At 56.4% G+C, this 25,639-nt stretch carries 22 protein-coding genes and 1 pseudogene; 7 read left to right on the forward strand and 16 right to left on the reverse strand.

Translation table 11 applies throughout. The features are described from left to right. Positions 1 to 1,071: a metal-dependent hydrolase gene (locus ACW44H_RS02350; RefSeq protein ID WP_457506565.1), complete on the reverse strand. Its 1,071-nt coding sequence runs from the start codon at positions 1,069 to 1,071 to the stop codon at positions 1 to 3. A 127-nt stretch (positions 1,072 to 1,198) separates the two neighbouring features. Between ACW44H_RS02350 and gloA the strand changes: the two genes are divergently transcribed. Both gloA and ACW44H_RS02360 read left to right on the forward strand, forming a co-directional pair. Then, on the forward strand, positions 1,199 to 1,639 hold the full coding sequence (gene gloA, locus ACW44H_RS02355) for a lactoylglutathione lyase (protein ID WP_457506566.1): 441 nt from the start codon (positions 1,199 to 1,201) through the stop codon (positions 1,637 to 1,639). 23 nt (positions 1,640 to 1,662) lie between these two features. After that, entirely contained in the window at positions 1,663 to 2,115 is a 453-nt protein-coding gene (locus tag ACW44H_RS02360; RefSeq protein WP_457506568.1) for an META domain-containing protein, read from the forward strand. Positions 2,116 to 2,267: 152 nt separating this feature from the next. Here ACW44H_RS02360 and ACW44H_RS02365 read toward each other — a convergent pair whose 3' ends face one another. The 14 genes and pseudogenes from ACW44H_RS02365 to ACW44H_RS02430 form a co-directional block, all read right to left on the reverse strand. Further along, entirely contained in the window at positions 2,268 to 3,398 is a 1,131-nt protein-coding gene (locus ACW44H_RS02365) for an FAD-dependent oxidoreductase (RefSeq protein ID WP_457506570.1), read from the reverse strand. Beyond that, positions 3,395 to 5,539, reverse strand: a complete 2,145-nt coding sequence (locus ACW44H_RS02370) for an FAD-dependent oxidoreductase (RefSeq protein WP_457506572.1) — start codon at positions 5,537 to 5,539, stop codon at positions 3,395 to 3,397. The genes ACW44H_RS02365 and ACW44H_RS02370 overlap by 4 nt, the downstream gene beginning before the upstream one ends. A 68-nt stretch (positions 5,540 to 5,607) precedes the next feature. Then, positions 5,608 to 6,243, reverse strand: coding sequence for a TIGR04282 family arsenosugar biosynthesis glycosyltransferase (locus tag ACW44H_RS02375; protein WP_457506574.1), 636 nt, complete (start codon positions 6,241 to 6,243; stop codon positions 5,608 to 5,610). Further along, positions 6,233 to 6,931: a TIGR04283 family arsenosugar biosynthesis glycosyltransferase gene (locus tag ACW44H_RS02380; protein WP_457506575.1), complete on the reverse strand. Its 699-nt coding sequence runs from the start codon at positions 6,929 to 6,931 to the stop codon at positions 6,233 to 6,235. The genes ACW44H_RS02375 and ACW44H_RS02380 overlap by 11 nt, the downstream gene beginning before the upstream one ends. Continuing rightward, positions 6,918 to 7,562, reverse strand: a complete 645-nt coding sequence (locus ACW44H_RS02385) for an ATP-binding cassette domain-containing protein (RefSeq protein WP_457508902.1) — start codon at positions 7,560 to 7,562, stop codon at positions 6,918 to 6,920. Before ACW44H_RS02385 ends, ACW44H_RS02380 begins: the two co-directional genes overlap by 14 nt. 4 nt (positions 7,563 to 7,566) lie before the next feature. After that, positions 7,567 to 9,240 carry an ABC transporter permease gene (locus ACW44H_RS02390; protein WP_457506577.1) on the reverse strand — a complete coding sequence of 558 codons (1,674 nt, stop codon included), beginning with the start codon at positions 9,238 to 9,240 and terminating at the stop codon, positions 7,567 to 7,569. A 3-nt stretch (positions 9,241 to 9,243) separates the two neighbouring features. Continuing rightward, positions 9,244 to 10,482, reverse strand: a pseudogene (locus tag ACW44H_RS02395) (ABC transporter substrate-binding protein). A gap of 31 nt (positions 10,483 to 10,513) precedes the next feature. Continuing rightward, positions 10,514 to 11,557 carry an aminoglycoside phosphotransferase family protein gene (locus ACW44H_RS02400; protein ID WP_457506579.1) on the reverse strand — a complete coding sequence of 348 codons (1,044 nt, stop codon included), beginning with the start codon at positions 11,555 to 11,557 and terminating at the stop codon, positions 10,514 to 10,516. Between the two features lie 256 nt (positions 11,558 to 11,813). After that, a complete protein-coding gene (locus ACW44H_RS02405; protein WP_457506581.1) occupies positions 11,814 to 12,188 on the reverse strand; it encodes an SPW repeat domain-containing protein in 375 nt (124 codons plus the stop codon). 216 nt (positions 12,189 to 12,404) lie between these two features. Then, positions 12,405 to 15,251 carry a valine--tRNA ligase gene (locus tag ACW44H_RS02410; protein ID WP_457506583.1) on the reverse strand — a complete coding sequence of 949 codons (2,847 nt, stop codon included), beginning with the start codon at positions 15,249 to 15,251 and terminating at the stop codon, positions 12,405 to 12,407. A 95-nt stretch (positions 15,252 to 15,346) separates the two neighbouring features. After that, on the reverse strand, positions 15,347 to 16,573 hold the full coding sequence (locus ACW44H_RS02415) for an MFS transporter (protein WP_457506584.1): 1,227 nt from the start codon (positions 16,571 to 16,573) through the stop codon (positions 15,347 to 15,349). Between the two features lie 29 nt (positions 16,574 to 16,602). After that, a complete protein-coding gene (locus ACW44H_RS02420; RefSeq protein ID WP_447043123.1) occupies positions 16,603 to 17,034 on the reverse strand; it encodes a DNA polymerase III subunit chi in 432 nt (143 codons plus the stop codon). Between the two features lie 99 nt (positions 17,035 to 17,133). After that, complete coding sequence (locus ACW44H_RS02425; protein WP_457506586.1) at positions 17,134 to 18,258, reverse strand: branched-chain amino acid aminotransferase; 1,125 nt, start codon at positions 18,256 to 18,258, stop codon at positions 17,134 to 17,136. A 172-nt stretch (positions 18,259 to 18,430) separates the two neighbouring features. Next, positions 18,431 to 19,951 carry a leucyl aminopeptidase gene (locus ACW44H_RS02430; RefSeq protein ID WP_457506588.1) on the reverse strand — a complete coding sequence of 507 codons (1,521 nt, stop codon included), beginning with the start codon at positions 19,949 to 19,951 and terminating at the stop codon, positions 18,431 to 18,433. A 146-nt stretch (positions 19,952 to 20,097) separates the two neighbouring features. On the opposite strand from ACW44H_RS02430, the gene lptF reads away from it, so the two are divergent. The 5 genes from lptF to bfr all read left to right on the forward strand — a co-directional run bounded on the left by lptF (position 20,098) and on the right by bfr (position 23,853). Then, positions 20,098 to 21,177, forward strand: coding sequence for an LPS export ABC transporter permease LptF (lptF, locus tag ACW44H_RS02435; RefSeq protein ID WP_457506590.1), 1,080 nt, complete (start codon positions 20,098 to 20,100; stop codon positions 21,175 to 21,177). Beyond that, positions 21,177 to 22,241, forward strand: a complete 1,065-nt coding sequence (gene lptG, locus ACW44H_RS02440) for an LPS export ABC transporter permease LptG (RefSeq protein WP_457506592.1) — start codon at positions 21,177 to 21,179, stop codon at positions 22,239 to 22,241. Before lptF ends, lptG begins: the two co-directional genes overlap by 1 nt. A gap of 73 nt (positions 22,242 to 22,314) precedes the next feature. Further along, a complete protein-coding gene (locus ACW44H_RS02445; RefSeq protein ID WP_113268543.1) occupies positions 22,315 to 22,788 on the forward strand; it encodes an RDD family protein in 474 nt (157 codons plus the stop codon). 170 nt (positions 22,789 to 22,958) lie between these two features. Next, on the forward strand, positions 22,959 to 23,165 hold the full coding sequence (locus tag ACW44H_RS02450) for a (2Fe-2S)-binding protein (protein ID WP_008959830.1): 207 nt from the start codon (positions 22,959 to 22,961) through the stop codon (positions 23,163 to 23,165). A 205-nt stretch (positions 23,166 to 23,370) separates the two neighbouring features. After that, entirely contained in the window at positions 23,371 to 23,853 is a 483-nt protein-coding gene (gene bfr, locus ACW44H_RS02455; protein ID WP_113268544.1) for a bacterioferritin, read from the forward strand. Positions 23,854 to 23,978: 125 nt separating this feature from the next. Here the strand turns inward: bfr and ACW44H_RS02460 are convergent, their stop codons facing one another. Continuing rightward, entirely contained in the window at positions 23,979 to 25,454 is a 1,476-nt protein-coding gene (locus tag ACW44H_RS02460) for a carbon starvation CstA family protein (RefSeq protein WP_113268545.1), read from the reverse strand. Positions 25,455 to 25,639 lie beyond the last annotated feature (185 nt).

Raw genomic sequence — 25,639 nt, forward strand, 5'->3', positions numbered from 1 at the left:
TCAGCAACGATAGCCAATATGCTCAGCCCGCCACTGTTGCTCTACAAAGTCGCTGGCACACAGGGCTGAGGTATTGCCAGCGGCACGAGCGGCAAGCCGCGATAGCGTTGTCATATGAATGCTGCGTGAGCTTTGTACCTGCTCACTCACTGCTAGCGGTACCCAGCGCTCATCCTCTCGCGTTGCTAGTGTGAAGCTAAACGGATGAAACCCTGGGAAGCCGAGTCGGATATCGGTGGCTATCAGCGTCTCTTTACCGTTTAGCCAACGCACTTCATAGCGCAGGAAAGGACCCGCAAACCACGCTAAGCGCTGTCCTTGCAGGCTGGTCAGGATGGGTTCTTCTAATGCCGCGTTACGAACCAGCGACTCGAGGCGCGGTTGACTGTCGCCGCCAAACACACTAATCAAGCTTTCATAATAATGATCACCATCCACAACCGTGGCACGCCATAGCACTGTATTAAACGGTGTTGGCTGTATCAGCAGGGGAGCATCTTCCAACCCCTGCTCCGCAAGGGCAGGGGCAAGCCGCTGTTCAACCATTAGCTTTGCCCCAGCTGCCAAGGCTAAGTAAACACAGGTGATCGCCAACCCCCAAGTACAGGCTTTTCTAACTCGCAGAGATACGAGGCCAACTCCCACTGCGAACAGCAAAGGAAGGGTGTAAAGGGGGTCGATAATAAAAATAATCGGCCACGCCGCAGGTACTAAGTTGAGTGGCCAAAACAGTTGGGTACCGTACGTGGTCAACGCATCGAGCAGAGGATGGGGGATCAGAATAAGCGTAAAAAAGCACCACCAGTGTGGCAGGCTAATATTTTTTGTTGGGGCAAAACGTGCGCACAGAAGCGCCAGCAGGGTCGCTAAACCTGTGAGCACAAACAGCGAATGGCTAAACCCGCGATGCTCGGTGACATTGGCCACGGCATCGCCGTAATCTAACGCCACATCAAGGTCCGGCAGAGTGCCCAGCACTGCGCCAATCAGGATGGCCTTACGTCCTAGTCGCCGGCCCAGAACAGCACCGCCAATAGCTGCGCCAAGCACGGCTTGTGTCACTGAATCCATAGGTTTCTCCGACGGGTAAACCCAGCTAAGATAAACGGTATGACTTAATTGTACAGTGTCGCGATGTTTTGTGGGCGCTGTCACGTTTTTGTAAAATATGGCTAAGAATGTTTTCTCAGGAGTCAATATGCAATATCTACATACCATGGTGCGTGTCAGTGACCTAGACGCTTCGCTGCGTTTTTATTGCGACCTGCTGGGGCTTAAAGAAGTCCGCCGCAAAGACAATGAGAAAGGCCGTTTTACGCTGGTATTCCTAGCTGCGCCAGCGGACGAGACGCGTTCAGAGCGGCTGACGGCCCCCGAGCTTGAACTGACCTATAACTGGGATCCTGAAGAGTACTCGGGCGGACGTAATTTCGGCCATTTGGCTTACCGTGTGGATGATATCTACGCACTTTGCCAGCACCTTCAGGACAATGGCGTTACGATTAATCGTCCGCCCCGCGATGGCCATATGGCGTTTGTAAAATCACCCGATGGCATTTCCGTAGAGCTGTTGCAGAAGGGCGACGCCCTGGCGCCGCAAGAGCCCTGGGCCTCCATGGAAAACAGCGGTAGCTGGTAACTATGATAGAAGGAAATATCACCATGAAAGGTTGGCGTTTACTGCCACTGCTTGCCTCGGCTGCGCTACTGTTAAGTGCGTGTAGCAGCACTTCAGGGCCAAGCACATCCCCACAAGAGCAAAGTGGTTCCTCGCTTTCGGGCGCTATTGTTGAGCAGCGCTGGAACCTGCTCTTGGTGGGCACCGATGAACGGCTCTCTATGCCGGAAACACCATTTTTCCAGATATCTCGCGATGGTAGCGTCAGCGGCCATGATGGCTGCAACCGTTTTACCGGTGGAGTAACGCTAGGCGAAAATCAGCGCATCGAGTTTAGCGAACTGGCAACGACACGTATGGCGTGTCCGCAAATGGGCGATGCCAAGCGCGTCACGGATATGATGGAAAACGCCTATCGTTACTTGATCGATCACGATCGGTTGGTCTTTTTTGGGCCAGATAGTCGGGTTTTGGGTGGCTGGCGCGAAGGCAACTAAATTCTACTGAAAACAATCTGCGCTCGACCATGCTGTGTTAAAAATAGACTCAAGGTACTCATTTACAACCCCGTAAACTCGAACCTTTCGTCAATTTTTGCCGTGCCTGGTCATCGCTCGATAAGTTTTTAGTTAGAATTTGATCGTAGTAATTAGTCTTTAAAAGGCGGGTTGAAGCGGGCGATAAAGCGCGCATCAATCCGCTTCTTCCATTGCCACACCCACTTGCCTGCAAAACCGACCGCCCCCCGGCTGGCGATAGCGTAGCCATCACCGGTTCCAATCAGCGCCAGCACGCGGCGGGGTGGCTTCCATGCGGTTAGCGTCTCGCGGTGGCAAGCGGCACGCAGATTATCCGCCAGTATGGGGCCCATGCGTACCGCATAAACGCCTGCGCTGGGTAGCGGTGGTGTAAAGGCCGCGCAGTCGCCGACGGCAAAGATTCCTGGCTGGCCAACGACCTCAAGCGATGCGTTAACGCGGATAAAGCCCTTCTCATTCAATGGCAGAGCTGTGCCTTTTAGCCACGGCTGGCCTACGGCGCCGGTCGCCCAGAGCACGATATCGGCCTTTATTCGCCCTTCTTCTGTAGTGCTTACCCCGCCCGCTACCAAGGCGTTGCCCCGTACGCCTGAGTGTACGCTAATACCCGCACGCTTCAGTGCCCGTGCCATTAACCAACGGGGCAGCCTGCCGGCGCCGGGCAGTAGTGTTTTGGATGCGGTGATCAGCACGCCTTGCCAGGTAATATCTGGGCGTAGATGGCGCAACTGCGCCAATACACTCATCAACGTTTCACAACCTGCAGCCCCCCCGCCAACGCTTACAATGCGTTGGATGCCAACACTGGGTAGGTAGCTAATATCCTCTTGCAGCGCCTGCCAACGCTGATGGAGCGAACTTAACGGACGCATGGCGAGTAACTTGGGGCGTTGCTTTCCGTGCTGCTGGGGTAGTGTTAGCGTTGAGCCGATATTGAGCGAAGCCACATCAAAAACGATTCGCTCTCCATCAGCTAGCTCTGCATATTGCGCTTGGGCATTGATAGACCGAGCCGGAGCAAGCACCAAGCGTGCCTTGGCTCGCTGGCAGAGTGCCTTCACATCAATCTGTGTTTCACGTAGCGTACATTCACCCGCTAGCCATGCTGGCACGCTGCCCGAATAAGCCGCGAAAGGGCTATCGCTAACAACAGTGATCTCGACGCTTGGATCAGGCTGCTTGGCAAAAGCTTCCAGTACAAAGGCATGAGCATGCCCTGCGCCTATAAGCAGTAATTTCACTTATCCCTACCTCGGCGCCAATTGAAGTAACGCTTCAATATTGCCAGCACCGTTTCAGGCTTGTGAGCGTTTTTCCATACGCCCGCCGTGGCCTTGGCAGCTTCGCCAAGCGTGGGGTAGGGGTGAATGGTGCCCAGTAGCTTGTTGAGCCCCAGGCAGTGTTTCATGGCGATGGTGAATTCGCCCAGCCACTCACCGGCGTTTTCGGCAACGATCGTTGCGCCCAGGATTTTATCCTTGCCGGGCAGGGTAAGCACTTTGATAAAGCCTTCAGTGGCGCCTTCGGCGATGGCGCGGTCACTTTCGCTCATGGCGTAGTGGGTGACCTCAAACGCAATGCCTTTAGCCGTGGCCTCTTTTTCGTTCAGCCCCACCCGCGCTACTTCCGGCTGTACATAGGTGACCGCCGGCATAAAGCGGTAGTCCACCGCGAAGCTTTTCAGTTCGCCAAACAGCGCGTTGACCGCTGCGTGCCACGCCTGGTGGGCCGCAGCGTGGGTGAGCTGATAAGGCCCGGCCACATCACCACAGGCCCAGATATTGGGTAGCCGGGTTTGCAGGCGTTCGTTCAGTTCAAGCGTGCCTGCCTGGGTGGTCGTGATCCCCAATGCATCGAGCCCCAGACCCTCGACATTGGCCTGGCGTCCCGCGCTTACCAGCAGGTGGTCAAAGGCTAGCTGCCTGCGCTCGCCTTGATGCTCCACCACCAACTGATAGCCCGACTCGTCGTTCAGCACTTCCAACGCCTTGGCGTCGGTCATGACCGTGACCCCCTCCTGGGTCAGTATGCGCTCGATCAGTTCACCGACTTCTGCGTCCTCGCGCCCCAGTAGTTGGCCACCCCCTTCGACCAGCGTGACCTGGCTACCCAAGCGGGCAAAACTCTGGCTCAGCTCACAGCCAATCGCGCCGCCGCCCAATACCACCAGACGTTTAGGCAGATCAGTGAGTGACCAAAGAGTCTCTGAGGTTAAAACGGGTGCACCTTCAATACCCGGTAGGGGCGGTATCCGTGGCCGGGCACCGGTGGCCAGCACCACATGCCGCGTGTTCAGGGTTTTATCGCCGACCCGGATCTCCCAGGGAGAGATAAGCGTGGCGTGCTCCTGGTACACCTCAACCCCCAAGCTTTGGTAGCGCTCAACGCTGTCGTGGGGTTCGATGTCGCTGATGGCTTGCTGAACGTGGCCCATGACTTGAGCAAAATCGATCATGGGTTCACTTGCCGTTACCCCGAACCGAGGCGCATTACGAATTTCATGGGCGGCGCGAGCAGCACGGATTAACGCCTTGGAAGGCACGCAGCCGGTATTCAAACAGTCGCCGCCCATCTTGTGTTTCTCCACTAGTGCTACCTTAGCGTTCACCGCGCTGGCGATATAGCTGGTGACTAGCCCCGCCGAGCCGCCGCCGATCACGACAATGTCGTAGTCAAAGTGCGATGGGCGTGTAAACCCCCGATAAGCCTTGCGCCTCTTGACCAGTAGCACAATGCGACGGGCAATCCAGGGGAAGATGGCCAGCAATAAAAACGATGCGATGAGCGTTGGTGAAAGGATACCTCCTAGGCTTTCCAACTCCCCCAACTGACCGCCAGCATTCACATAGATAGCGGTACCGGGAAGCATGGCAACCTGACTGACCCAGTAAAAGGTGAATGTTCTAATCCGGGTGAGGCCCATCACCAGATTGATCATAAAGAACGGAAACACCGGCACTAAACGCAGGGTGAAGAGGTAGAGAGCGCCGTCGCGTTCTACGCCGCGATTAACCGCTTCAAATGGGCGCGGAAAACGCTTTTCAATGGGGTTGCGGAACAGAAAGCGGGAGAGTAAAAAAGCAAGCGTGGCGCCTAACGTGCTGGCAAAAGAGATAATCAGCAGCCCCCAGCCAAGGCCGAATAGAGCGCCGCCCAGCAGAGTCAGCAGCGTTGCCCCAGGCAGCGATAGGGTAGTCATGAACACGTAAATAGCAAAAAAGATGCCCGCGACCCGCCATGGGTGCTGCTCGAAGGCGGCTTGAAAGTCGCTTTGGTAAGCCTTGAGGGTATCCAGCGTGAACCACTGATGGGCACCACTGACAAAGAACACACCAATGGCAATGACCAGTAGCGCTGCGATCAGTAAACGTTGTCGGGTCACGGTAAGCTCCGGCGGCAGGGGTAAACAGAGTGAACGTTGCTAACTCAGTGGGCAGTCGCGCTGTTTCCTTACAGCGCAGCGGCTACCTCTTTCCAGCGTTGCCAATCTTCGGGCCGGTCTACATCCCAGATGGTGGCCGGATAAGCGGCGCGAAGGCCAAGCGCTTCGATGCGCTGGCGGGTTGCGCTTAGCACTTGATGGCTCCCCCAGGGAATGCTTTCAAAAAGGCCCGGATAGTCGCGCTGGGCGCCGATCAACCCGTAGCCACCATCCTCAGCAGGTAGAATGACCACATCATGGTGGGTGAGTTGTTGCGCACAAGCGGTAATGAGTGCGCTAGTAATACTCGGGCAGTCGCTGCCCATTACCATGGCGGGCCCAGGCGTATGGTTCAAAGCGTGACGTACACGAGCGCCCAAGTCGCCATCGGGCTGGCGCTTTAAGGTCAGGCCAAACTGCTCGTGAAGCTCGATGAATAAGGGGTGTGCATGGTCAAGTGCTGTCCATAGCGTGACGTTTTCGGCCGGTAGCGCCTGGCAAGCATTGGCGACACAGTGGCGCAGCAGTTCCGCGTGGGCGTTGGCGGCGCCTTGATTGCCCAGCAACGGGGCCAGGCGCGTTTTCGCTTGCCCCGCTAGCGGGGCCTTGGCCAGCAAGTGAAGCTGCGGCAGCACTGGGCGGTTGGCCAGCGTTTCAGCGGGCATCACGATACTCCTTGGCAAGTTGGGTGGCGCTGACGCCGCGCCAGTAGCGATAGCGCAGCCGCCACATCAGGCGGATCGTTTTCCAGGCACCGAACTGATCCCAGCGCCTCCCCGAGCTTATCACTTTCGCCGTCAGGCAGGCGGGTGGCGATACTCGTTTGAGCCGTTTGGTGAGTTCAATATCCTCCATTAACGGCTGCTCGGGAAAACCACCGATTGCCTGGAACGTGCTGGCACGCACAAAAATGCCTTGATCGCCAGTCGCGATGCCGGTGAGCCGGGAGCGCTGGTTGATCATTTTACTGATTAACGGAAGCCAGCGGCTGTGACCGGCGAGCAGGATATCGAAACGGCCCCAATCGTGGGTATTAAGCGCGTGGAGCAACTGTTCGACGGCACCTGTCGGCAAGTGAGTATCCGCGTGTAAAAACAGCAGGGTCGGGGCGCTGGAATGGTGAGCCCCTAAGTTCATCTGCACGCCTCGACCGGGCGGGCTGCTGAGCACACGGTCCGCCAGCGGCTTCGCACGACGCACGCTGTCATCGCCACTCCCGCCATCCACCACGATCACTTCGACTCCCTGGGCACGCAGCGTTTGCAGCGCCATTAAATGGGTTGCCAGCGTCGGCGCTTCATTGAGCACCGGGATGACGATGCTCAGGCGCGGCGCGCGTTCAGCCGAGCGCAATGACTGGCCCTCCCGCCGCGTCCGCATCTGCATGGTCGTGGGTGACCAGCAGCGCAGGCAGGCCGGCATCACGCAATTGGCTAAACACTAGCGAGCGCATCTCCTTGCGAAGCGCGGTATCCAGCTTTGAAAACGGTTCGTCCAGCAGCACCGCCTGGGGTTTGGAAAGCAGCAGGCGCATCAGGGCTACGCGCGCTTTTTGGCCACCGGAAAGCGTGGCTGGGTCGCGCTCTTCAAACCCCGCTAGCCCTATCTGTTCAAGGGCTTGCGTGACTTGTTGATGCTTATGCTTACTTTGCCGCGGTAGCCCAAAACGCAAATTGCCCGCCACACTCAAGTGAGGAAACAAAAGCGGATCCTGAAACAGTAAACCAATGCCGCGCGCCTCAGCAGGCCGGTTCAACAAGTCACGTTCTCCCAGCCACACCCCACCACTGGCCGTAAATTCGCGGTCAAGAAAGCCGGCAATATACGCCAGTAGAGTGGACTTCCCTGAGCCAGAAGGACCCATCACCGTCAGCACTTCGCCGGGGGCAATGGTGGCATCCACCGCCAACAGCTCGCGACCTACAAGGGCGATGGAAACCTGCTCAAGGCGTAGCGGTGCGGTAGGCGTAGCAGTCACGGTCATCCCTTTACGTCGAAAGTTCACGGCGGCCCACGCCCAAAAAGCGGGGAAGCGTCAGGGCAAGCATAAAGCCAATTAGCGGCAGGCCCGCTTGCACAAGCGCCCACACGCCAATCAAGCGTCGGTTACTGCCCGACGCCAGGGCCACCGCTTCGGTCGTGACGGTCGTTACACGCCCGGCACCCAGCAGCTGGGTAGGCAAGTACTGGCCAATACTGATCGCCAAGCCCACGGCAAATGCCGTTAACACCGGTGCGAGCAGTAACGGTAAACGTACCCGCCAAAAAGCAGCGCTACGCGAAACACCCAATGAGCGTGCCACCTGTAGCCAGCGCGGATCCAGGCGCCGGTACGCCTCGGAAAGCGACAGGTAGATATAAGGCAGCACGAACAGCAGGTGGCCAGCGATCACCAGGGCGAGCTGAGGGCGAATGTTCAGGCTTTCCGCGGCCACTACCAGGCCAAACAGAAAGGCGATCTGTGGCACTAGCAGCGGTAAGTAGAGCAACCACAGGGCGCGTTTGGGCTTTAGGTGCTGGCGGTGTTCGTTTTCCAGTGTCGCCAGTACCAGGGCCGTGGCAAGGCTCGTGGCGACAAGCCCAATCAGGGCGGTATTGACCAGCGGCGTGATCAGCATGGCGCCACTTCGCTGCCAGTGGTCAAGGGTAAACATTTGCGGCAGTAGATCGGGAAAGCGCCAAAAACCGGCCACTGAAAACAGCCCCAGCCCGACCAGGGCGGCCAGCGCAGTACCCGTCGACACCAGCAGCGCCCAGTGGCCCACGGTACGTAGGAAAGCGTCGCCCTGGTGGCGGTGACCATTGGTGAGCCAGTTGGCCATTAGGTTGCTCGTCAGTTGTTCCAGCAGCCACCAGCATAACAGCGCTGCCAGCGTCACCCCCAGTTGCAGCACCGCAGCAGCCGAGGCCATAAAGCGGTGGTTGATATCCGGGTCGTTAAACCAGCTTAAAATCGACACGCTCAGCGTGGGTGGCAGTGTGGGGCCGAGAATCATCGCCATGTCGACCACCGAGGTTGCGTAAGCGATCACCGCATACACCGGCAGGCGAATCAGCGGGTAGAGCGAAGGCAGCACGGTTTTTAGCCAGGCAATGGTGGGCGCATAGCCCAGCGACCGCGCCAGCATCAGACGCTTTTCTGGGGCCAGTTGTGGTAGCGCCGCCAAGCTCATCAGCAGTAGAAACGGCACTTCTTTCAATACCAGCCCCGCCATCAAGGAGAGCCCCCAGGGATCGTTGATGATCAGTACATCCGGCGGGCGCTCCCAGCCCGTCAACGCTGGGGAAAACAGCCGCGCCAGGAGGCCCGACGGGGCGATCAAGAAGGCAAGACCAAATGCAACGGCGGCATGGGGAATGGCCAGCAGCGGCGACACCAGCCGCCGAATAGCGCGGTCCAACCAAGTGCCCTGGCTGGCCGCCAGAAACAGCACCACGATTATCAGCGCCATCGCCGTGCTGACCAGACCACTGGCAAAGCTGACGGCGACCGAACGGCCAAGCCCCGGTTGAATAAGCAGCATGTGCCAGGGCGCTAGGCTAATGCTGTGGCCGCCAAGCGCAGGCAGGTAGCCGAACGCCGGCAGCAGCACCATGAGTAAACCCGCCCCAACGGGGAGTACCAGCAAGGCGATGATGAACGCCGGGGCCAGTCGCAACATGCGCTAGTTGACGCCGTAGCGCTCAAGCCAAGCGTCTTGCAGGGCGGTCATCCAACTGGGGTGGGGCTCGGGTAAGGTGTTCGAGAGCGCGTCCGCCGGTAGCTCTGACGGGTGGCGTTCGCCCTGTTGGAAGCGCGCCTGATCAGCGGCGTCGAGCTGATCGATATCCAGCACGCTGCGGTCGCCCCACATGGCCAGCGACTGCTTTTCGGCCTGGGCCTCTGGCGAAAGCAAAAAGTCGGCGAGCACCATGGCACCGGCTTTATGGGGCGAGTTGTAGGGGATTGCCACAAAGTGAACGTTACCCAGCGTGCCGCCTTCCAGCACGTAGCTGCGCACGCTGTCGGGTAGCTCATACTCCATGACCGCCACGGCAGCATCGGTGGGGTAGAACGAGAACCCCAGGCTCAGCTCGCCGTCGCTCATCAGCGTGCGCAGGTTTGGGCCAGAATCAGGAAAGGAGCGCCCGCTGCGCCACAGGTGTGGATGTAGCGCGTCCAGGTATGACCACAGTGGCGCGGTGACCGCCTCGAAATCGCTCTCTGCCACCGGTTGATAAAGCGCCTCATCCTGTTCGGTCAATTCGATCAGCGCCTGCTTCAGGAAGGTGCTGCCAGTGAAGTCGGGAATACGTGGATAGCTAAACTAGCCGGGATTGGCTCGAGCCCAGGTGAGCAGCGCCGGCATATCTTGGGGTGGCGACTCGGTTTGGGCGCTGTCGTAATAGAAAGTGATCTGCGCCTTGCCCCACGGCGATTCAAAGCCTTCGGTGGGCAGGGTAAAGTCGGTGACGACCTCGGGGTTGTCCGCGGCGTTGGTCAGAGCGAAGTTGGGCAGCGCTTCGGCGAAGGGGCCGAACAGCAGGTCGCTTTCGCGCATCGCGGCGAAGTTTTCACCGTTGATCCAAATCAGATCGATGCTGCCATCGTCGTGGTTACCGGCCTGCTTTTCCGCCAGCACCCGCGCTACCGCGCTGCCGGTGTCGTCCAGCTTCACGTGTTCCACCTCAATGCCATACTGCGCCTGCATTTGTTGCGCTACCCAATCAATGTAACGGTTGGTGCGCGTATCGCCGCCCCAGGCATTCCAGTAAACGGTTTGGCCTTCTGCTTCTGCCACGACACCTTGCCATTCTGCTGGGTCAGGGTTGGCCAGGGCCGGTAGCGCAACGGCTAACAGGGTGGCGGTAAGCGCAGCAGTCAGGGGCTTGGGCTTGCCCGCACAGGAGTGGTGAGTTGGCATTACGTACCTCATCGAAGAGAAGATAAAAACGTTATAGGGAGGCCTGCAAGCACTGCAATTCGCTGTGAACGTGATCAATAATCGGCAGTGAGAGGTAGTGCTCAACGCGATTGCGTACGTGGTCTATCACCGCTGGGTCGGTGAGTTCTGCCGACCAGTCTTCACCGCGCTGATGGCTATCTTTGGCATTCAAATGCTGGGCGCGCCACTTGGCACACCAGGTCAACGACCATAGCCAAGTCGCCCGGCGGCAGGCGACCAGGGTGTCGGTGTCGGGCGACTTCTCCATGGCGGCTTGCCAGCGGCGGTAAAAATTAATCACTTCCCCCAGCGACAGCACGGCCTGGCTATTAAGATCCCAGGTGGTCGAGGTGTAGAGCGACGTGTGGGCAAGGTCGATACCCGGCAGACCATAGCGGCACTTCTCTAAATCCACCAGCACCGCGCGGCCGTCTTCGCGGATTAAAAAGTTGCCGGGGTGGGTATCAAAACTTATCAGGGTAGGCGTAGCGTCGCTTAAGCGGGTCGGGAGCAGATCCAGTTCCTGCTTTATGCGCTGAGTAATTTTACTCGCCAACTGAGCATCGGCTAACCAGTTAGCCTGCTGGCGCACTTCATTCACCATCGCCAGCCAAGGGTTCTCAGGGGCAAGCAGTGGTGGCCGCGCCGCGGCATTAGGCAGCGATTGACTGTGTAAGCTGGCCAGGGCATCCGCGATGGCGTCCAGGTCTTCCGGCAGCTTTGCCAGGCGACCGCGGATAGCTTCTACCAGTAGCCCGCCACGAGGCAGTGCTTCGCTTGGTCGCAGGGTGTCATAAAGTTTAGGCGTATGCCCGCCAGGGCTGGAACGCTCATAACAGGCAGCCTGATAGGCAAGGTTCTCTTCCGGTGGCAGGTTCATCTGACTCTGCTTCGGCAGGCGCGCCACCCAGTCATCGCCATTGTGGCGATGAACCCATACATGATCGTGGGCTAGACCGGTATCCGCCATCGGCGAAAGCTCACGGTACGTAATCCCGGCCCGTTTAAGCTCGGTCGTCAGCGCTTCTAATCGTGCCTCAGTAGGTGTCGGCATAGAACAATCCGTGTTGTTGTTGGCTCGGCGATGCCACTTAGTGGCTGTTCTTATACCAACCTTACACGTTTCGTAAGAAAAAGTGGTTAAGAGATAATACAAGGAGCTAGAAATACCTATCGAACAGCTTGAGGGGATTCGCTTAACGAAAAGCGCCCACTGCATCGAGCAGCGGGCGCATAAGCTAACGGGCGGTAATGAAACAAGCATCCCTAGACGACTTGGGCAATGTCTGGAATCGTCAGGCCGCTGGTCGTCAGCCGCGGTTCGTTGAAGCCGTCACGTTTCTCGGTTGCTTTTCCGTGGTGAGACTGGCGCCGATCTCAAGAATACCGAGGATGAGATGGGGCAGGTATACAATATCTGCGAAGCCGAATAGCCAAGGAGAAACCAGTAGCAGAATACCGCTGATCAGATCCATAGTGAGGTGTAACGGCATGGGAATCAGGTGCATAAGCCCAAGCTCATATTTCGTCATGATGGCTGAGGCCAGCATCACCACACCTAGAATGATCGGTACCCACTGAGCAGCACCCCCTGTGGCGAAGCCGAAAAGGAAGGGCGCCACGATGAGTAGCAGGCCCATCGCGTAATCGACCATCCCGTGTACACGAGTCGAAATGAAACGCATGGCTATCCTCCTTAATATGCCAAGTGATTAAAATGCCGGTTAAACGAAGCGTTAACCGACATCACTATCAACATAGTCAAGGAGGCACGGGCGTCCAGTGGCAGGCGAACTAATAAGCGCGTAAGCCCCTAACCCAACAGCATTTATAACTTTCGTTAATCGGCGGTACTGCTCAGCACCGCCTTCTTTTAGCTGAAAGCTATCATGTGAGCTTACTTACAACGCCTCGATCTTGGCTCGCTGCTCTTCCAATAGCAGCTTGGTGGCTTGGAATTCGACTAGCTTGCCGCGCTCTTTTTCGACGACCGCTACGGGAGCTTTGGCGATAAAACCGTCGTTCCCGAGTTTTTTCTCAATGCCACCGATGAGCTTGTCCTGCTTCTCTATCTCTTTGTTGAGACGTGCCAGCTCTGCATCTTTATCGATCAAGTCCGCCATCGGGACCAGCACTTCCATATCGCCCACTAATTGCGTGGCGGAAAGCGGCGCATCGTTGGGATTTTCAAGCCAGGTCACGCTTTCCAACTTGGCCAATTTGGATAGAAAATGTCGGTTGCTCTCCAGGCGCTCGGCATCCTCGGGCCTGCCTTTGGTCAGCAGTACGTCGAGCAGTTTGCCGGGCGAGATGTTCATCTCAGCGCGGATGTTACGGACAGCGATGATGACCCCTTTTAGCCACTCGATGTCCAGGCTAGCCTGATGGTCGACTTTACTCTCGTCGGTTTCCGGCCAAGCTTGATGCATGATCGATGCATCCTTGCCCATATAAGCTCCCGATAGGGGTGCGACACGCTGCCAGATCTCTTCGGTGATATAGGGCATCATCGGGTGAGCAAGGCGCAGGGTCGTTTCCAGAACTCGCACCAGTGTGCGGCGCGTTCCACGCTTAGCTTCGGCACTGGCATTCTCGTCCCAAAGTACCGGCTTGGAAAGCTCCAAATACCAGTCGCAATACTCGTTCCAGACAAATTCATATAGCGCCTGGGAAGCATGATCGAAGCGATACTCATCCATTGCTTTGGTGACTTGGGCTTCGGTTTTCTGTAACTGCGAGATAATCCAGCGATCAGCTAGGGAAAGCTCAACCTCTTCACCGCTGGTACCGCAATCTTCGCCTTCGGCGTTCATTAGCACGTAGCGCGAGGCGTTCCACAGCTTATTGCAGAAATTGCGGTAGCCTTCCAGGCGGTTCATATCAAACTTGATATCGCGTCCGGTGGTCGCTTGGGAGAGGAAGGTAAAGCGCAGTGCATCGGTGCCATGGGCTTCAATGCCGTCTTTAAACTCGTCCCGAGTGGCTTTGGCAATTGCTTTGGCCTGTTTCGGCTGCATCATATTACCGGTGCGTTTTTCGAGTAACTCATCCAGGGTGATGCCGTCGATCAGGTCGATGGGGTCGAGCACGTTGCCCTTGGATTTGGACATTTTCTGGCCTTGGCCATCGCGTACCAACCCATGTACATAGACGGTTTTGAACGGGACTTCACCGGTGAACTTCAGCGTCATCATGATCATCCGGGCAACCCAGAAGAAGATGATGTCAAAGCCGGTCACCAGCACGCTGGAGGGATGGAAGGTCTCCAGTTCCGGCGTTTTTTCAGGCCAGCCTAATGTGCCAAACGTCCATAGGCCCGAGCTGAACCAAGTGTCGAGTACGTCTTCGTCCTGGGTAAGCACCAACTCGGGATCGAGCGCGTGTTTCTCGCGGGCTTCCTCTTCGCTACGGGCAACATAGACATTGCCTTCGGGGTCGTACCAAGCCGGAATGCGGTGGCCCCACCACAGCTGGCGAGAAATACACCAGTCCTGCAGGTCGCGCATCCAGGCAAAGTACATGTTTTCGTAATTCTTGGGCACAAATTGAATATTGCCGTTTTCCACCGCTTCAATGGCGGGCTTGGCGAGGGATTCCACGGCGACAAACCATTGATCGGTTAGCAGCGGCTCAATGACGTCGCCGGAGCGGTCGCCATAGGGCAGGGTATTGTTAACGGCTTCTACCTGTTCCAGTAGGCCCAGGGCATCCATATCGGCAACGATCTGCTTGCGCGCTTCGAATCTGTCTAGTTCGGCGTACTTGGCAGGCAGGCTGGCATCTTCGTCGGGCTGGGGCTGGCCTTTAAGATCGAAGATTTCGGCTTTTTCAAGGATCGTTGCGTCTTTGGAGAAAACATTGATGAGTAAGTGGTTCTGACGCTTGCCGACTTCGTAGTCGTTAAAATCGTGGGCGGGGGTAATCTTGACGCAGCCGGAACCTTTCTCCATGTCGGCGTGCTCGTCGGCGACGACCGGAATACGGCGACCCACCAGTGGCAGTTCGATAAATTTACCGACCAGCGACGCGTAACGCGCGTCTTCGGGATTCACCGCCACACCGGTATCGCCCAACAGGGTTTCCGGTCGGGTGGTAGCGACCACCACGTAATCTTTGCCATCAGCGGTTTTGACGCCATCCGCTAGCGGATAGCGGAAGTGCCAGAAGCTGCCCTGCTGTTCTTTGTTTTCCACTTCTAAGTCAGAAATGGCGGTGTGCAGTGTCGGGTCCCAGTTGACCAAACGCTTGCCACGATAAATCAGCTTTTCTTCGTGCAGACGCACGAATACTTCTTGAACTGCTTTGTAGAAGCCGTCGTCCATGGTGAAGCGTTCGCGAGACCAGTCGACGCTGGCGCCCATACGGCGCAACTGGCGAGTAATATGGCCACCTGACTCTGCTTTCCACTCCCATACCTTGTCAATGAATGCGTCGCGCCCCAGGTCATGGCGGGTTTTGCCTTCTTCTGCAGCTATCTTGCGCTCGACCAGCATTTGCGTGGCGATACCGGCGTGATCGGTGCCTACCTGCCATAAAGTGTTATTACCCTGCATCCGCTTCCAACGCGTCAGGGTATCCATAATGGTGTCCTGGAACGCATGGCCCATGTGTAGGCTGCCGGTCACATTGGGTGGTGGAATCATGATCGAAAAAGGCGTGCCCTGGCCGGAAGGAGCGAATCGATTATCGGCTTCCCAGCGCTCGTACCAGCGGGTTTCGATCTGTTCGGGTTGGTAGGTCTTTTCCATGGAGAGTCGGCTCACGGCTGGCAAGAAATGTGCAAAATGTAAAAATGTATAGCGCAAGAGTATACCGCGGGAGTGGCGTAGCCGTCAGGTGGTACTCATGTCGGATTATTAGGGCGAGCAGTTTTCGCAGGGTGCTGATGCGAAGACTGATGCGAAGAGAAACCGTGCATGGCGAGTAGCCCGAGAATGGGCCCCGGCAGCAGCCACCAGATTACCGCCAGCGACTGGCTCGACCACAGCGCGGTAACCAGTGCGATAGAAGGGATGGTTAACCCAAAACCGATCGCGTTCATCATCGCCAGTGCCGCGCCTAACCGCTCTGGCGGTGCTGTGGCGCTGGCCAGCGCTGAAAATTGGGCGGAATCGGCAATCACGCTGACGCCCCATACACCCAGTAGCGTCAATAACAACCAAGGCGAGGCGCTGCCCAAAAGAGGATAAACCAAACACAGTGCACCCGAAGTAGCTAACGCCACGCAGGCCACTCGATCGCTGCCTATGCGACGGCTAAATTTACCCGCGAGTACGCAGCCGGGTAAGCCCAACGCAATCACCGCAAAGCTCAGCCACGGCTGGGCGCTGTTTGAAGCACCCAAACGCTCAAGTTCACGGGCAACCAAAAACGGCACCAGCGCCCACAGTGCATATAGCTCCCAACAATGGCCGAAATAACCCAGCGCGGCGGCACGAAAGCGGGGTTGTTTGAAAGCGGCTAACCCGGCCCACGGGCGCCCACTCTTGGCGGTCGCCGGAAGGTGAGGACCAACGCCCAGTTTGAAAATCATCAGCGCGGCGACCAGCGCCAACAATGAGGCCAACAGCAGCGGCCACTGCCAGGGCAGGTTCAGCGTTAACCCGCGCAGCAGGTGAGGGGAAGCGATGCCCAGCGTCAACATACCCACCAGCCAGCCCAGTGCCGCCCCGGCGTGGCTGGGTGTCCAACTCACCACCAGCTTCATCCCCAGCGGGTAGATGCCCGCTAGACAAAGGCCAGTCGCAAAGCGTGCCACCGTGGCAAGCGTTACGCTCTCGGCCACACCGATAAAGGCGGCGTTGATCAGCGCGCCGAGCACGGCAGAAATCGCAAACAGGTGGCTGGCACGGACGCGGTCGGCAAGGCCAGTGGTGGCAATCAGCAGCGTACCGCTAATAAACCCGGCCTGCACGGCGATGGTTAATAGACCCAAATCGCTTTCGCTAAGGCCCACGGCCTCCTGCAGCGCCAAGCCAACGCCGTTAACGCTAAACCACAGCGAGGTGCCGAACAGTTGGGCAGTGACAATGACGGCTAAGGGGTAGCGGGTAAGCGGTGATGTAGGCATATCAAGTCTCTTCCGCTGAGTTAGCATTATTAACCGAGCTTGTGCGGCACTACTTCATAACCCATTTCTTTATAGCGCTGCCAACAGGCGCGTTTGGCGACCAACACTTGTTGGTGTTGATTGATGATCTCGGCAATACGCGCGTAGTGCTCCACGCCGTCGGGAATGTCGGGGTGCAAATTGAGTAGTGCGGTCTCTTCCGCGGGGATTGGCAACTGCTGCCAGCCTAGCGTGATCGGTACGCTGGCGGCCATTTCGCTATCTTCCAGGGCGTGGGGTAAATAAGCGTCCGGGCGAAAATTCCATAGCGCTGCGTCGGCTTGCTCGGCGAGGGCTTTATCCTCGCAGTGAAGATGCAAGCGATAGCCTTTGCGCCAGATGGTTTCGGCAAGCTTGCAAGCAAACTGTAAGCGCGCTTCCAGCGTGGTATCGGGCAAAATATAGAAATCAATGCGCGCCATCGGCGGCTCCAGCGATTGCGGATAAGGGTGCTGCTGATAAACAGCGCCGCCGCAAACGTTGCGGCGGCATTGAGTGGGTAGCGTTAACGCTAAAGCAGCTTAAACCAGCTGGGTTAGCCAGCCGTACTTATCTTCACTGCGGCCATATTGCAGGTCGAGTAGTTTGGTACGGATGCGCATGGCGATCTCATTGCTGTTGTTATTGGCGTCACTTGCTGCGAGACGAATACGCTCGTTCTCAGTGACCAGTTCGCCCACCGGGGTGATGACCGCTGCGGTGCCGCAGGCAAAAACTTCGGTGATCTCGCCGGACGCTGCGCCTTCACGCCACTCATCAATACTGATGGGGCGCTCTTCGGGCGTGAGGCCTTCATCTTTAGCCAGCGTGAGTACTGAATTGCGCGTCACGCCTTCCAGAATGGTGTCCGTTAGGCGCGGCGTCACTAATCGGCCATCGTTGAAGACGAAGAACAGGTTCATACCGCCGAGCTCTTCGACCCACTTGTTTTCAGCAGCATCAAGGAAGGCGACCTGACCACACTGGTGAGCCTCGGCCTCTTTTTGTGCCGCTAATGAAGCGGCGTAGTTTCCGCCACATTTGGCAAAGCCGGTGCCGCCTGCAGCAGCACGCTTGTAGTTTGAAGATAGCCAGATCGATACCGGGGCAATACCGCCTTTAAAGTAAGCCGCCGCCGGGGAGGCGATCACGTAGTAATCGACTTCTTGTGACGGGCGAACACCTAGGAACGCTTCAGAAGCGATCATAAACGGGCGCAGGTAGAGGCTGCACTCGTCGGCGGCACTGGCAGGCGTGGGTACCCAGGCGTGGTCTTGGGCCAGCAACGCCTTTAGCGAGCCAATGAAGTCTTCGTCGGAAAGTTCCGGTAGCGCTAACCGGCGGGCACTGCGACGAAAACGTTCGGCGTTTTTCTCAGGGCGGAACGTCCAGATGGAGCCGTCGGCGTGACGGTAGGCTTTGATACCCTCAAAAATTTCCTGGCCGTAATGCAGCACCGAAGCGGCGGGGTCGAGTGTTAGTGGCCCGTAGGGGCGCACCTGGTGGCCGTGCCAGTCAGCGTCCCCGGTCCAGCGGATATGCGCCATATGATCGGTAAAGTAGCGACCAAAACCGGGGTTTTTAAGAATGTTTTCGCGAATCTCATCGGCCATTGGCTGATTGGATGGCAGGGTTTCAAAACTCGTTTCAAAGCTGGCAGTGGGCACGGCTGTTACTCTCCGCTTGAACCGGCCCTGTAAGAGGGGCGGTTGGGTGTTATTGACGAAACGCTAAAGATTCAGCGAGTTTAAGCTCGCTGTACCTTGATATATTCAGGTTTAACGGTTGCCGCGCTGAAAGGCAACCGTTGAACACCCGTCGTGTTGATCCGTGATGCTATTAGCCGTCGCTATTTTCAACTTCGGCATCTGTTTCACGATCAAGTAGGTACTGAGTTAACAGCCCGACAGGGCGTCCGGTGGCACCTTTCTGCTTGCCAGAGTGCCAGGCGGTACCGGCGATATCCAGATGCGCCCAAGGGAAGTGATCAGCAAAGCGCGATAGGAAACATGCCGCCGTGATCGTACCTGCCGGGCGACCGCCAATATTCGCCAAGTCGGCGAAATTAGAGTCCAACTGCTCTTGATACTCATCCCATAACGGCAGGTGCCAGGCGCGATCCCACGCGCCTTCGCCCGCATCCAGCAGATCAAGGGCTAGGTCGTCGTCGTTGGAGAGCAGGCCGGTGGCGTGGTGGCCCAGGCCAACAATGACGGCGCCGGTGAGGGTGGCGATATCGACCACGCTGGCGGGGGTGAAACGCTCGGCATAGGTCAGCGCATCGCACAACACCAAGCGGCCTTCGGCGTCGGTATTAAGCACTTCGACGGTCAAACCCTTGAGAGTTTTGATGATATCGCCAGGCTTGGTAGCGTGGCCATCAGGCATGTTTTCCGCCGCGGCAACAATAAACACTAGGTTGAGCTTCGGCTTGATCGACAGTACGGCTTTGACAGTGCCGAATACGCTGGCAGCACCGCACATATCGAATTTCATTTCGTCCATGCCTTCGCCGGGCTTGAGCGAAATGCCGCCGGTATCAAACGTGATGCCTTTGCCGATCAGCACATGCGGGGCTTCGTCGGCGCTGTCGGCGCCTTGATATTTCATCACGATCAGGCGTGTTGGCTCTTTGCTTCCGCGACCAACGGAAAGCAGCGAGCCCGCGCCCAGGGCTTCCAGCGCTTCTTCATCGAGAATGTCGACCTCAAGTGCGCCTTTCGAGTCGCGCCCCAACTGCTCGGCCTGCTCGGCCAAGTAGCGGGGCGTGCAGATATTGGCGGGCAGGTTGCCCAGGGTGCGGGTGTAATTGATGCCTTGGCCAATTGCATTGCCCACCAGAGCGCCCTGTTTGACCTGGGCAACCGCATCGGTGTCGCTGATAAATAGCGTTAGCTTGGTTAAGCTGAAAGCCGGGGCTGGCGAGGATTTGAACTGATCAAAGCGATAAATGGCTCGTTCAGCGGCTTCCATCACTTTGCGCGCCTTCCAGGCCGCATCGCGGTCGGTGAGCGGAACATCGCCAAATACTACACTGGCTTCGTCGATAGGGAGTTTTACTAGCGCTGCCATGGCAGCATCCAGTGCCTTGATAAAGGCTGCTTCCTGGCATTTTTCGCGCTCACCCAAGCCAACCAATAAGATACGCTCTGCACCCAAGCCTGGCGCAAAGGGGACCATTTGTACGTTGCCAAGCGCAGCATCAAAGTCGCCCCGCTCCAGCAATTGGCCAATCAGGCGCTCGCTGGCGTCGTCCAGTTTGGCAACGGTGGGCAGAAGGTCGCTACCTTTAAAAACCGGCACCAAGAGGCAGGCCGTTTCGGTTTTGGCCGGGTTAGCAGTCTGAACGGAAAATTCCATGATGTCTCCAACAAGACAAGCATCGAGGGATTCGGGATAATGCCCCGTTGCTTTTGATTTTGAAAAGGGACTGAGGATAGTTTGATTAGTGTACCCAAGCCATCCACTTATTGCATGGCATCCTGTACGACTAGCCGGAGAGCGCGTTGATTTTATTTCGGTATCTAACTCGCGAAGTGTTACTCACCATGTCGGCAGTCGCTGGCATTTTACTATTGGTGATTATGGGCAGCCGGTTTATCCGCTATTTTTCGGACGCGGCGGAAGGTGATATCCCGGTCACCATGTTAGGCAGCCTGATGGTGTTTCATTTGCCTGGCTTTATGGAGCTAATTTTACCGCTGTCGTTCTTTCTAGGCATCTTATTGGCCTACGGACAGCTTTATATGAACAGCGAAATTACCGTGATGGTCGCCTGTGGCATGAGCCCTACGCGGCTATTGAAGGTAACTCTACTGCCCGCCAGCGTCGTGTCGGTGCTGGTAGGGGTCTGTAGCCTGTGGTTGACACCCTATGGGGCGCTGCAAACCGAAACCGCATTGGAAGAGCAGCGCAGCCGCCTGGATGTATCCGTACTGGCACCCGGTCGCTTTCAGGAGTTTGGTGGTGGTCGTACCGCTTACATTGGAGGCTTCTCAAGCGATGGTTCGGAAATGCAGGATGTGTTGGTACACGAGCAGAACCTGCAGGGCGACGAAGGTACCCACGACTACGTGACCCGCGCCGCATCGGGCTATCAGGAAACGCGACTTAAAACCGGTAGCCGCTTTCTGGTGCTGGATGATGGCGAGCGCTATGGGGTGACGCCGGGTGATAAGAGCGCCGAGCGGCTAACGTTTGAGCGTTATACATTGCGCCTAGGGCTGAACCGTGACAGGCAGGAGCTGGATTCACTGGAGTACGCCACTACGTCGGCGCTATGGAGTAACCCAAGCCCTCGTGCCCAAGCCCAGTGGCAGTGGCGGGCAGGGCTCCCGCTTATGGTGTTTGTGCTGGCCTTGATGGCGCAGCCGCTTTCTCGGGTTAATCCTCGCCAGGGGCGCTTTGGCAAATTGTTACCCGCCGTCTTTTTATACGTTGCCTATCTCAGCTTGCTGCTGGCAGCGGTCGATGCGATTGGCAGCGGTACCTGGTCAAGCCTGCTGGGGGTATGGCCGGTACATGGAGTGTTCTTAGGGCTGGGGCTGCTAATGCTGTGGCGCTCGCAACGTAAGGGGATGCGCTAATGGTGCTTGACCGTCTCGATCGTTATATTGCCCGCAACGTGCTGGCGGCCATTGTCGTCGTTCAGTTCGTACTGCTGGGCTTGGATATTACTATTGCCTATATCGATGATTTAGGCGATGTACAGGCTGGCTACACGGCTCTAGATGCGCTGATTTACCTGCTAATGCGCACCCCTTGGCGTTTCTATCAATACGCGCCGGTAGCGGTATTGATTGGCGCGCTGATTGGTCTGGGCAGCATGGCCTCCAGCAATGAGCTGACCGTTATGCGCGCCGCTGGCCGCTCGTTGGCGCGCATTGTGTGGGGGGTAATGAAGCCAGTCCTTGTGGTCGTTGCCGTGGTGCTAGTGGTGGCGGAGTATGTGAGCCCACGCACCGAGCAATATGCCGAAGCGTGGCGCTTGGAAAAAATGCAGGGCGAAGGCGCCATGCTGACCAGCCGCAGCGGCTGGCAGATAGAAGGCGACAGCGTTTATCGTTTTGGGGCGATTCGTGCGGATAACGTAGTGCTAGATTTAACCCGCTACCGTTTTGATGACCGTCAGCTCGTCGAAGCTACCCACGCCCAGCGTGCACGGTGGGAGGGCGACGCTTGGCAATTGGAAAACATCGCGACGACACGAATTTTCGATAATCATACCGAGTCTGATCAAACGGCAAGCATGGGGTGGGATACCGCTTTTACTCCTACCCAACTGGAGAGATTACTGCGCGATATCGAGAGCCAGGCGCCCAGCGAGCTATGGGCCTACGCCCAATTCCTAGAGGCGCAGGGCCTGCAAAATGATCAGGCGCTGCTGTATTTTTGGCAGAAGATGCTGATGCCGCTCACCATGGGGTCGTTGGTGCTGATTGCTGCCTCCTTCGTGTTTGGCCCGTTGCGCACAGTTGCGGCGGGCACCCGGGTGTTTTATGGCGTGGTGACCGGGCTGAGTTTCAAATACGTGCAGGATTTGCTGGCGCCTGCCTCGACCATTTTTGGCTTTTCCCCCGTCTGGGCTGTTCTTGTGCCGACCTTGGCGTGTGCAGGGGTAGGGATCTATTTTCTACGTCGCAATGGCTAATGCCGCAACGGCGAGCTATTAGGGACGAGGATTATCTAAAACAACCAACGGCCAACCAGGAGCCCAGAAAACGATGGGAACACGACGCTTTACTCAGTTGGATAGCGTATGGCCAGCGGGCCTTGGTCGACGACTGGGTGCCATGCTGTATGACGGCTTCTTAGTCACCGCAATTTGGATCGCGGTAACCGTCGCGCATATGGTTTTTTTCCGCTATGTGCTTGGCCAACAGCCCGAAGAGGTTGGCACTACATCCGGCGATATTTGGAGTCTGCGTCTCATGCTGGTGTTTTTTGTCACCCTGTTTTTCGTTTTCTCCTGGACCCGGGGTGGGATGACACTCGGCATGCAGGCGTGGCGGCTGCGGGTGCAAACGGTGGATGGCTATTCGCTGAGTGTAAAGCAGTGCCTTATCCGTTGTGGCGTAGCGTGGCTATCGCTGTTGGCGTTTGGTTTGGGTTACTGGTGGGTGCTATTCGACCCCGAAAGGCGCAGCTGGCCGGATATTGCATCGAACACGCAAACGGTGGTGTTGCCGAAAAAATAATTCCCGCTGGCGTGGTGTCAAATGGATTGCAAAAAACATTGTTGCGCCAAGACGTTATCGTGCTTCTCGTATCTGTTAAGACGAATAGCTATCAAAAAGCAGCGATTTCTACTTGAAAAGATGTATGCGAATCATTTACATTCATCTCATGACTTTTATGAGGTGTCGCCATGTACGTTTGTGTGTGCAAGGGAGTAACCGATCATCAGATTCGCCAGCACGTTAGCGACGGAGCGCGCAGCTGGCGGGAAGTACGCGAGGCAACCGGCTGTGCAACGCAGTGCGGCAAGTGCGCGTGCTATGCTAAATCTATTACCCGCGACGCCGTTCAGGAAGCACGCCAAGAAGCCGATATGGGTCTCGCTTACGCTGTGTGACGCGAATCACTATTGTTAGGGTTATCGTTAGCAAATATATGATTTGCTTGAACTTTTAAACACTTTATCTATACTCTCAGGAAAGCTGGGAGTATAGCTATGTGCGTCTATACTTCTTCAATAACGTAACTGCTTGATCGCATTATTTAAAGGCCAGCTCAAACATTGGCTTAAACATCGGCATTACAGTAGAAAAGGTGACGTCATGAAAGGTGATATTAAAGTCCTCGAGCATCTGAATAAGGCGCTTGGCAACGAATTGGTCGCGATTAATCAGTACTTTTTGCACGCTAAAATGTATAAAGATTGGGGTCTGAAAGCGTTAGCCAAATGGGAATACGATGAGTCCATCGAAGAGATGCAGCACGCTGATAAAATCATCGAGCGCATTCTGTTTTTGGAGGGCGTGCCTAACCTGCAAGACCTCGGCAAACTCTACATTGGCGAAAACGTAAAAGAGATGCTCGAGAGTGATCTTAAAATTGAGCACGATGGCCGTAACGACTACATTGAAGCCATCACTTATTGCGAAAGCGTCAAAGATTACGTTACCCGCGATATGCTCCGTGATCTGCTCGCCGATGAAGAAGGTCATATCGATCACATCGAAACTGAGCTGAAACTGATCGAACAGGTAGGCATTCAGAACTACCTGCAGCGCCAAATGCAGATGGCTGGCGAAGAGTAAAATTCTTTAGCCAAGCCTTTAGCTAACGTTCTAGTTCAGCTAAACATGCAACGTAAAACGGGCAGCCTTAGGGCTGCCCGTTTTCTTTTCTGATACTACATGATTGCTTTTCAAGCACTAGGACATTAAGCGCTGGTCGCCAGTGTATCGCCCGCTTTGCCTGCACCAAGTACCTGTTCGGCAGGTTCATCAACCGCGAAAGTCATGCGGCTCAAACGACGCACACGTTTCATAAACAGGGCGATGCAGATAAGTGTGCCAAGCGCTGCTACTACATAGCTTAGTTGCATAGGTAGGCCAAAACCAATCGGCGCATAGGCCAGGTAGGTAAAGGTGGCCATGGTCATAAAGGTTGCTGGGACTGATGTGATCCAGTGAGGCTTACGCGACAGCACTAAATACATGGTGCCTACCCACAATGCGATAACAGCGGTGGTTTGGTTCGCCCAGGAGAAGTAGCGCCACAGTAGCGTGAAGTCCATATGGGTTAACCCGTAGGACACCACGAACAGCGGCAGGGCGACCATGACACGCTTTAACATCGGCTTTTGATCGATCTTGATGTAGTCGGCGATGATCATCCGCGCACTGCGGAAAGCGGTATCGCCCGAGGTAATCGGTAGTACGATAACGCCCAGTACTGCCAGCGTGCCGCCAACTGCACCAAGCATGGTAGTGGAAACTTCACTCACCACCGCAGCAGGGCCGCCAGCAGCCAGCACATCAGAAAGCGACTGGTCGCCATAAAACAGGCTCATTGCCGCTGCTGCCCAGATCATCGCAATAATGCCTTCGGTGATCATCATGCCGTAAAAGATTTTGCGTCCATTGGTTTCGTTTTGAGTGGTGCGCGAAATAATCGGGGTTTGGGTGGCATGGAAACCGGAAAGCGCACCGCACGAGATGGTTAAAAACAGCAACGGAAAAATAGGGGCGGCGTCAGGGTGCATGTTTTGGAACGAGAGCTCGGGGATCGGTGCGCCCGTCACTATCAAGCCAATACCAATGCCCGCAGCGCTGAACAGTAGCAGTGCCCCGAAATAGGGGTAGATACGGCCAATGACTTTATCAATCGGTAACAACGTGGCGATCAGGTAGTAGATAAAAATGGCAACAATGATCAGGGTAAGCGACAGCGAAGTCATATTGGCTAACAGCGCGGCAGGCGAGGTCACAAAGACCGTGCCCACCAGCAGAAGCAGTAGAATCGCGAAACCATTGACGACGTGCTTCATCGCTTTGCCGAGGAATTTACCTGCTAGCTGAGGCAGGTGAGCGCCGTGGTTGCGGATCGAGATCATGCCCGTCAGATAATCGTGCACGGCACCGGCAAAAATGCAGCCAATCACGATCCAGACAAATGCCACTGGACCGTAAAGCGCGCCTAAAATGGGCCCGAAGATAGGCCCCACACCGGCAATGTTCAATAATTGAATAAGTGAGTTGCGCGTCGTATTCATCGGCACATAGTCGATGTTGTCGCGCATGGTGAATGCGGGTGTGCGTCGTTTGCGATCAGTCACAAACACACGCTCCACGAACTTCCCATAGGTAAAGTAGCCCGCTATCAGCAGCAGGATCGATACGATAAAGGTGATCATCTAAGGTACCTAGAGCAGTAGGGGGAAATGGGCGTGCATGCCTTTAGCACGCAAACAGGTGCTTCTTAAGCCAGGGCGAATGTACAGATAAGCGCTATAAAATCACAGTTAGACTTTAGTTGGGTTCAGGCAAAAAAACGGGCAGCCCAAAGGCTGCCCATGCTGGCTGCTAACAACGGCGGCTA

It is taken from the genome of Vreelandella sulfidaeris Esulfide1 (assembly GCF_054072535.1).

Excerpts from the sequence above, each read along its gene's own strand:
- ACW44H_RS02350 (WP_457506565.1), bottom strand. The coding sequence starts at position 1,071 with ATGGATTCAGTGACACAAGCCGTGCTTGGCGCAGCTATTGGCGGTGCT.
- bfr (WP_113268544.1), top strand. The coding sequence starts at position 23,371 with ATGAAAGGTGATATTAAAGTCCTCGAGCATCTGAATAAGGCGCTTGGC.
- ACW44H_RS02400 (WP_457506579.1), bottom strand. The coding sequence starts at position 11,557 with ATGCCGACACCTACTGAGGCACGATTAGAAGCGCTGACGACCGAGCTT.
- lptG (WP_457506592.1), top strand. The coding sequence starts at position 21,177 with ATGGTGCTTGACCGTCTCGATCGTTATATTGCCCGCAACGTGCTGGCG.
- ACW44H_RS02420 (WP_447043123.1), bottom strand. The coding sequence starts at position 17,034 with ATGGCGCGCATTGATTTCTATATTTTGCCCGATACCACGCTGGAAGCG.
- ACW44H_RS02405 (WP_457506581.1), bottom strand. The coding sequence starts at position 12,188 with ATGCGTTTCATTTCGACTCGTGTACACGGGATGGTCGATTACGCGATG.
- ACW44H_RS02445 (WP_113268543.1), top strand. The coding sequence starts at position 22,315 with ATGGGAACACGACGCTTTACTCAGTTGGATAGCGTATGGCCAGCGGGC.
- ACW44H_RS02390 (WP_457506577.1), bottom strand. The coding sequence starts at position 9,240 with ATGTTGCGACTGGCCCCGGCGTTCATCATCGCCTTGCTGGTACTCCCC.
- ACW44H_RS02460 (WP_113268545.1), bottom strand. The coding sequence starts at position 25,454 with ATGATCACCTTTATCGTATCGATCCTGCTGCTGATAGCGGGCTACTTT.
- ACW44H_RS02430 (WP_457506588.1), bottom strand. The coding sequence starts at position 19,951 with ATGGAATTTTCCGTTCAGACTGCTAACCCGGCCAAAACCGAAACGGCC.
- ACW44H_RS02450 (WP_008959830.1), top strand. The coding sequence starts at position 22,959 with ATGTACGTTTGTGTGTGCAAGGGAGTAACCGATCATCAGATTCGCCAG.
- gloA (WP_457506566.1), top strand. The coding sequence starts at position 1,199 with ATGCAATATCTACATACCATGGTGCGTGTCAGTGACCTAGACGCTTCG.
- ACW44H_RS02360 (WP_457506568.1), top strand. The coding sequence starts at position 1,663 with ATGAAAGGTTGGCGTTTACTGCCACTGCTTGCCTCGGCTGCGCTACTG.
- ACW44H_RS02385 (WP_457508902.1), bottom strand. The coding sequence starts at position 7,562 with ATGACCGTGACTGCTACGCCTACCGCACCGCTACGCCTTGAGCAGGTT.
- ACW44H_RS02410 (WP_457506583.1), bottom strand. The coding sequence starts at position 15,251 with ATGGAAAAGACCTACCAACCCGAACAGATCGAAACCCGCTGGTACGAG.
- ACW44H_RS02375 (WP_457506574.1), bottom strand. The coding sequence starts at position 6,243 with ATGCCCGCTGAAACGCTGGCCAACCGCCCAGTGCTGCCGCAGCTTCAC.
- ACW44H_RS02415 (WP_457506584.1), bottom strand. The coding sequence starts at position 16,573 with ATGCCTACATCACCGCTTACCCGCTACCCCTTAGCCGTCATTGTCACT.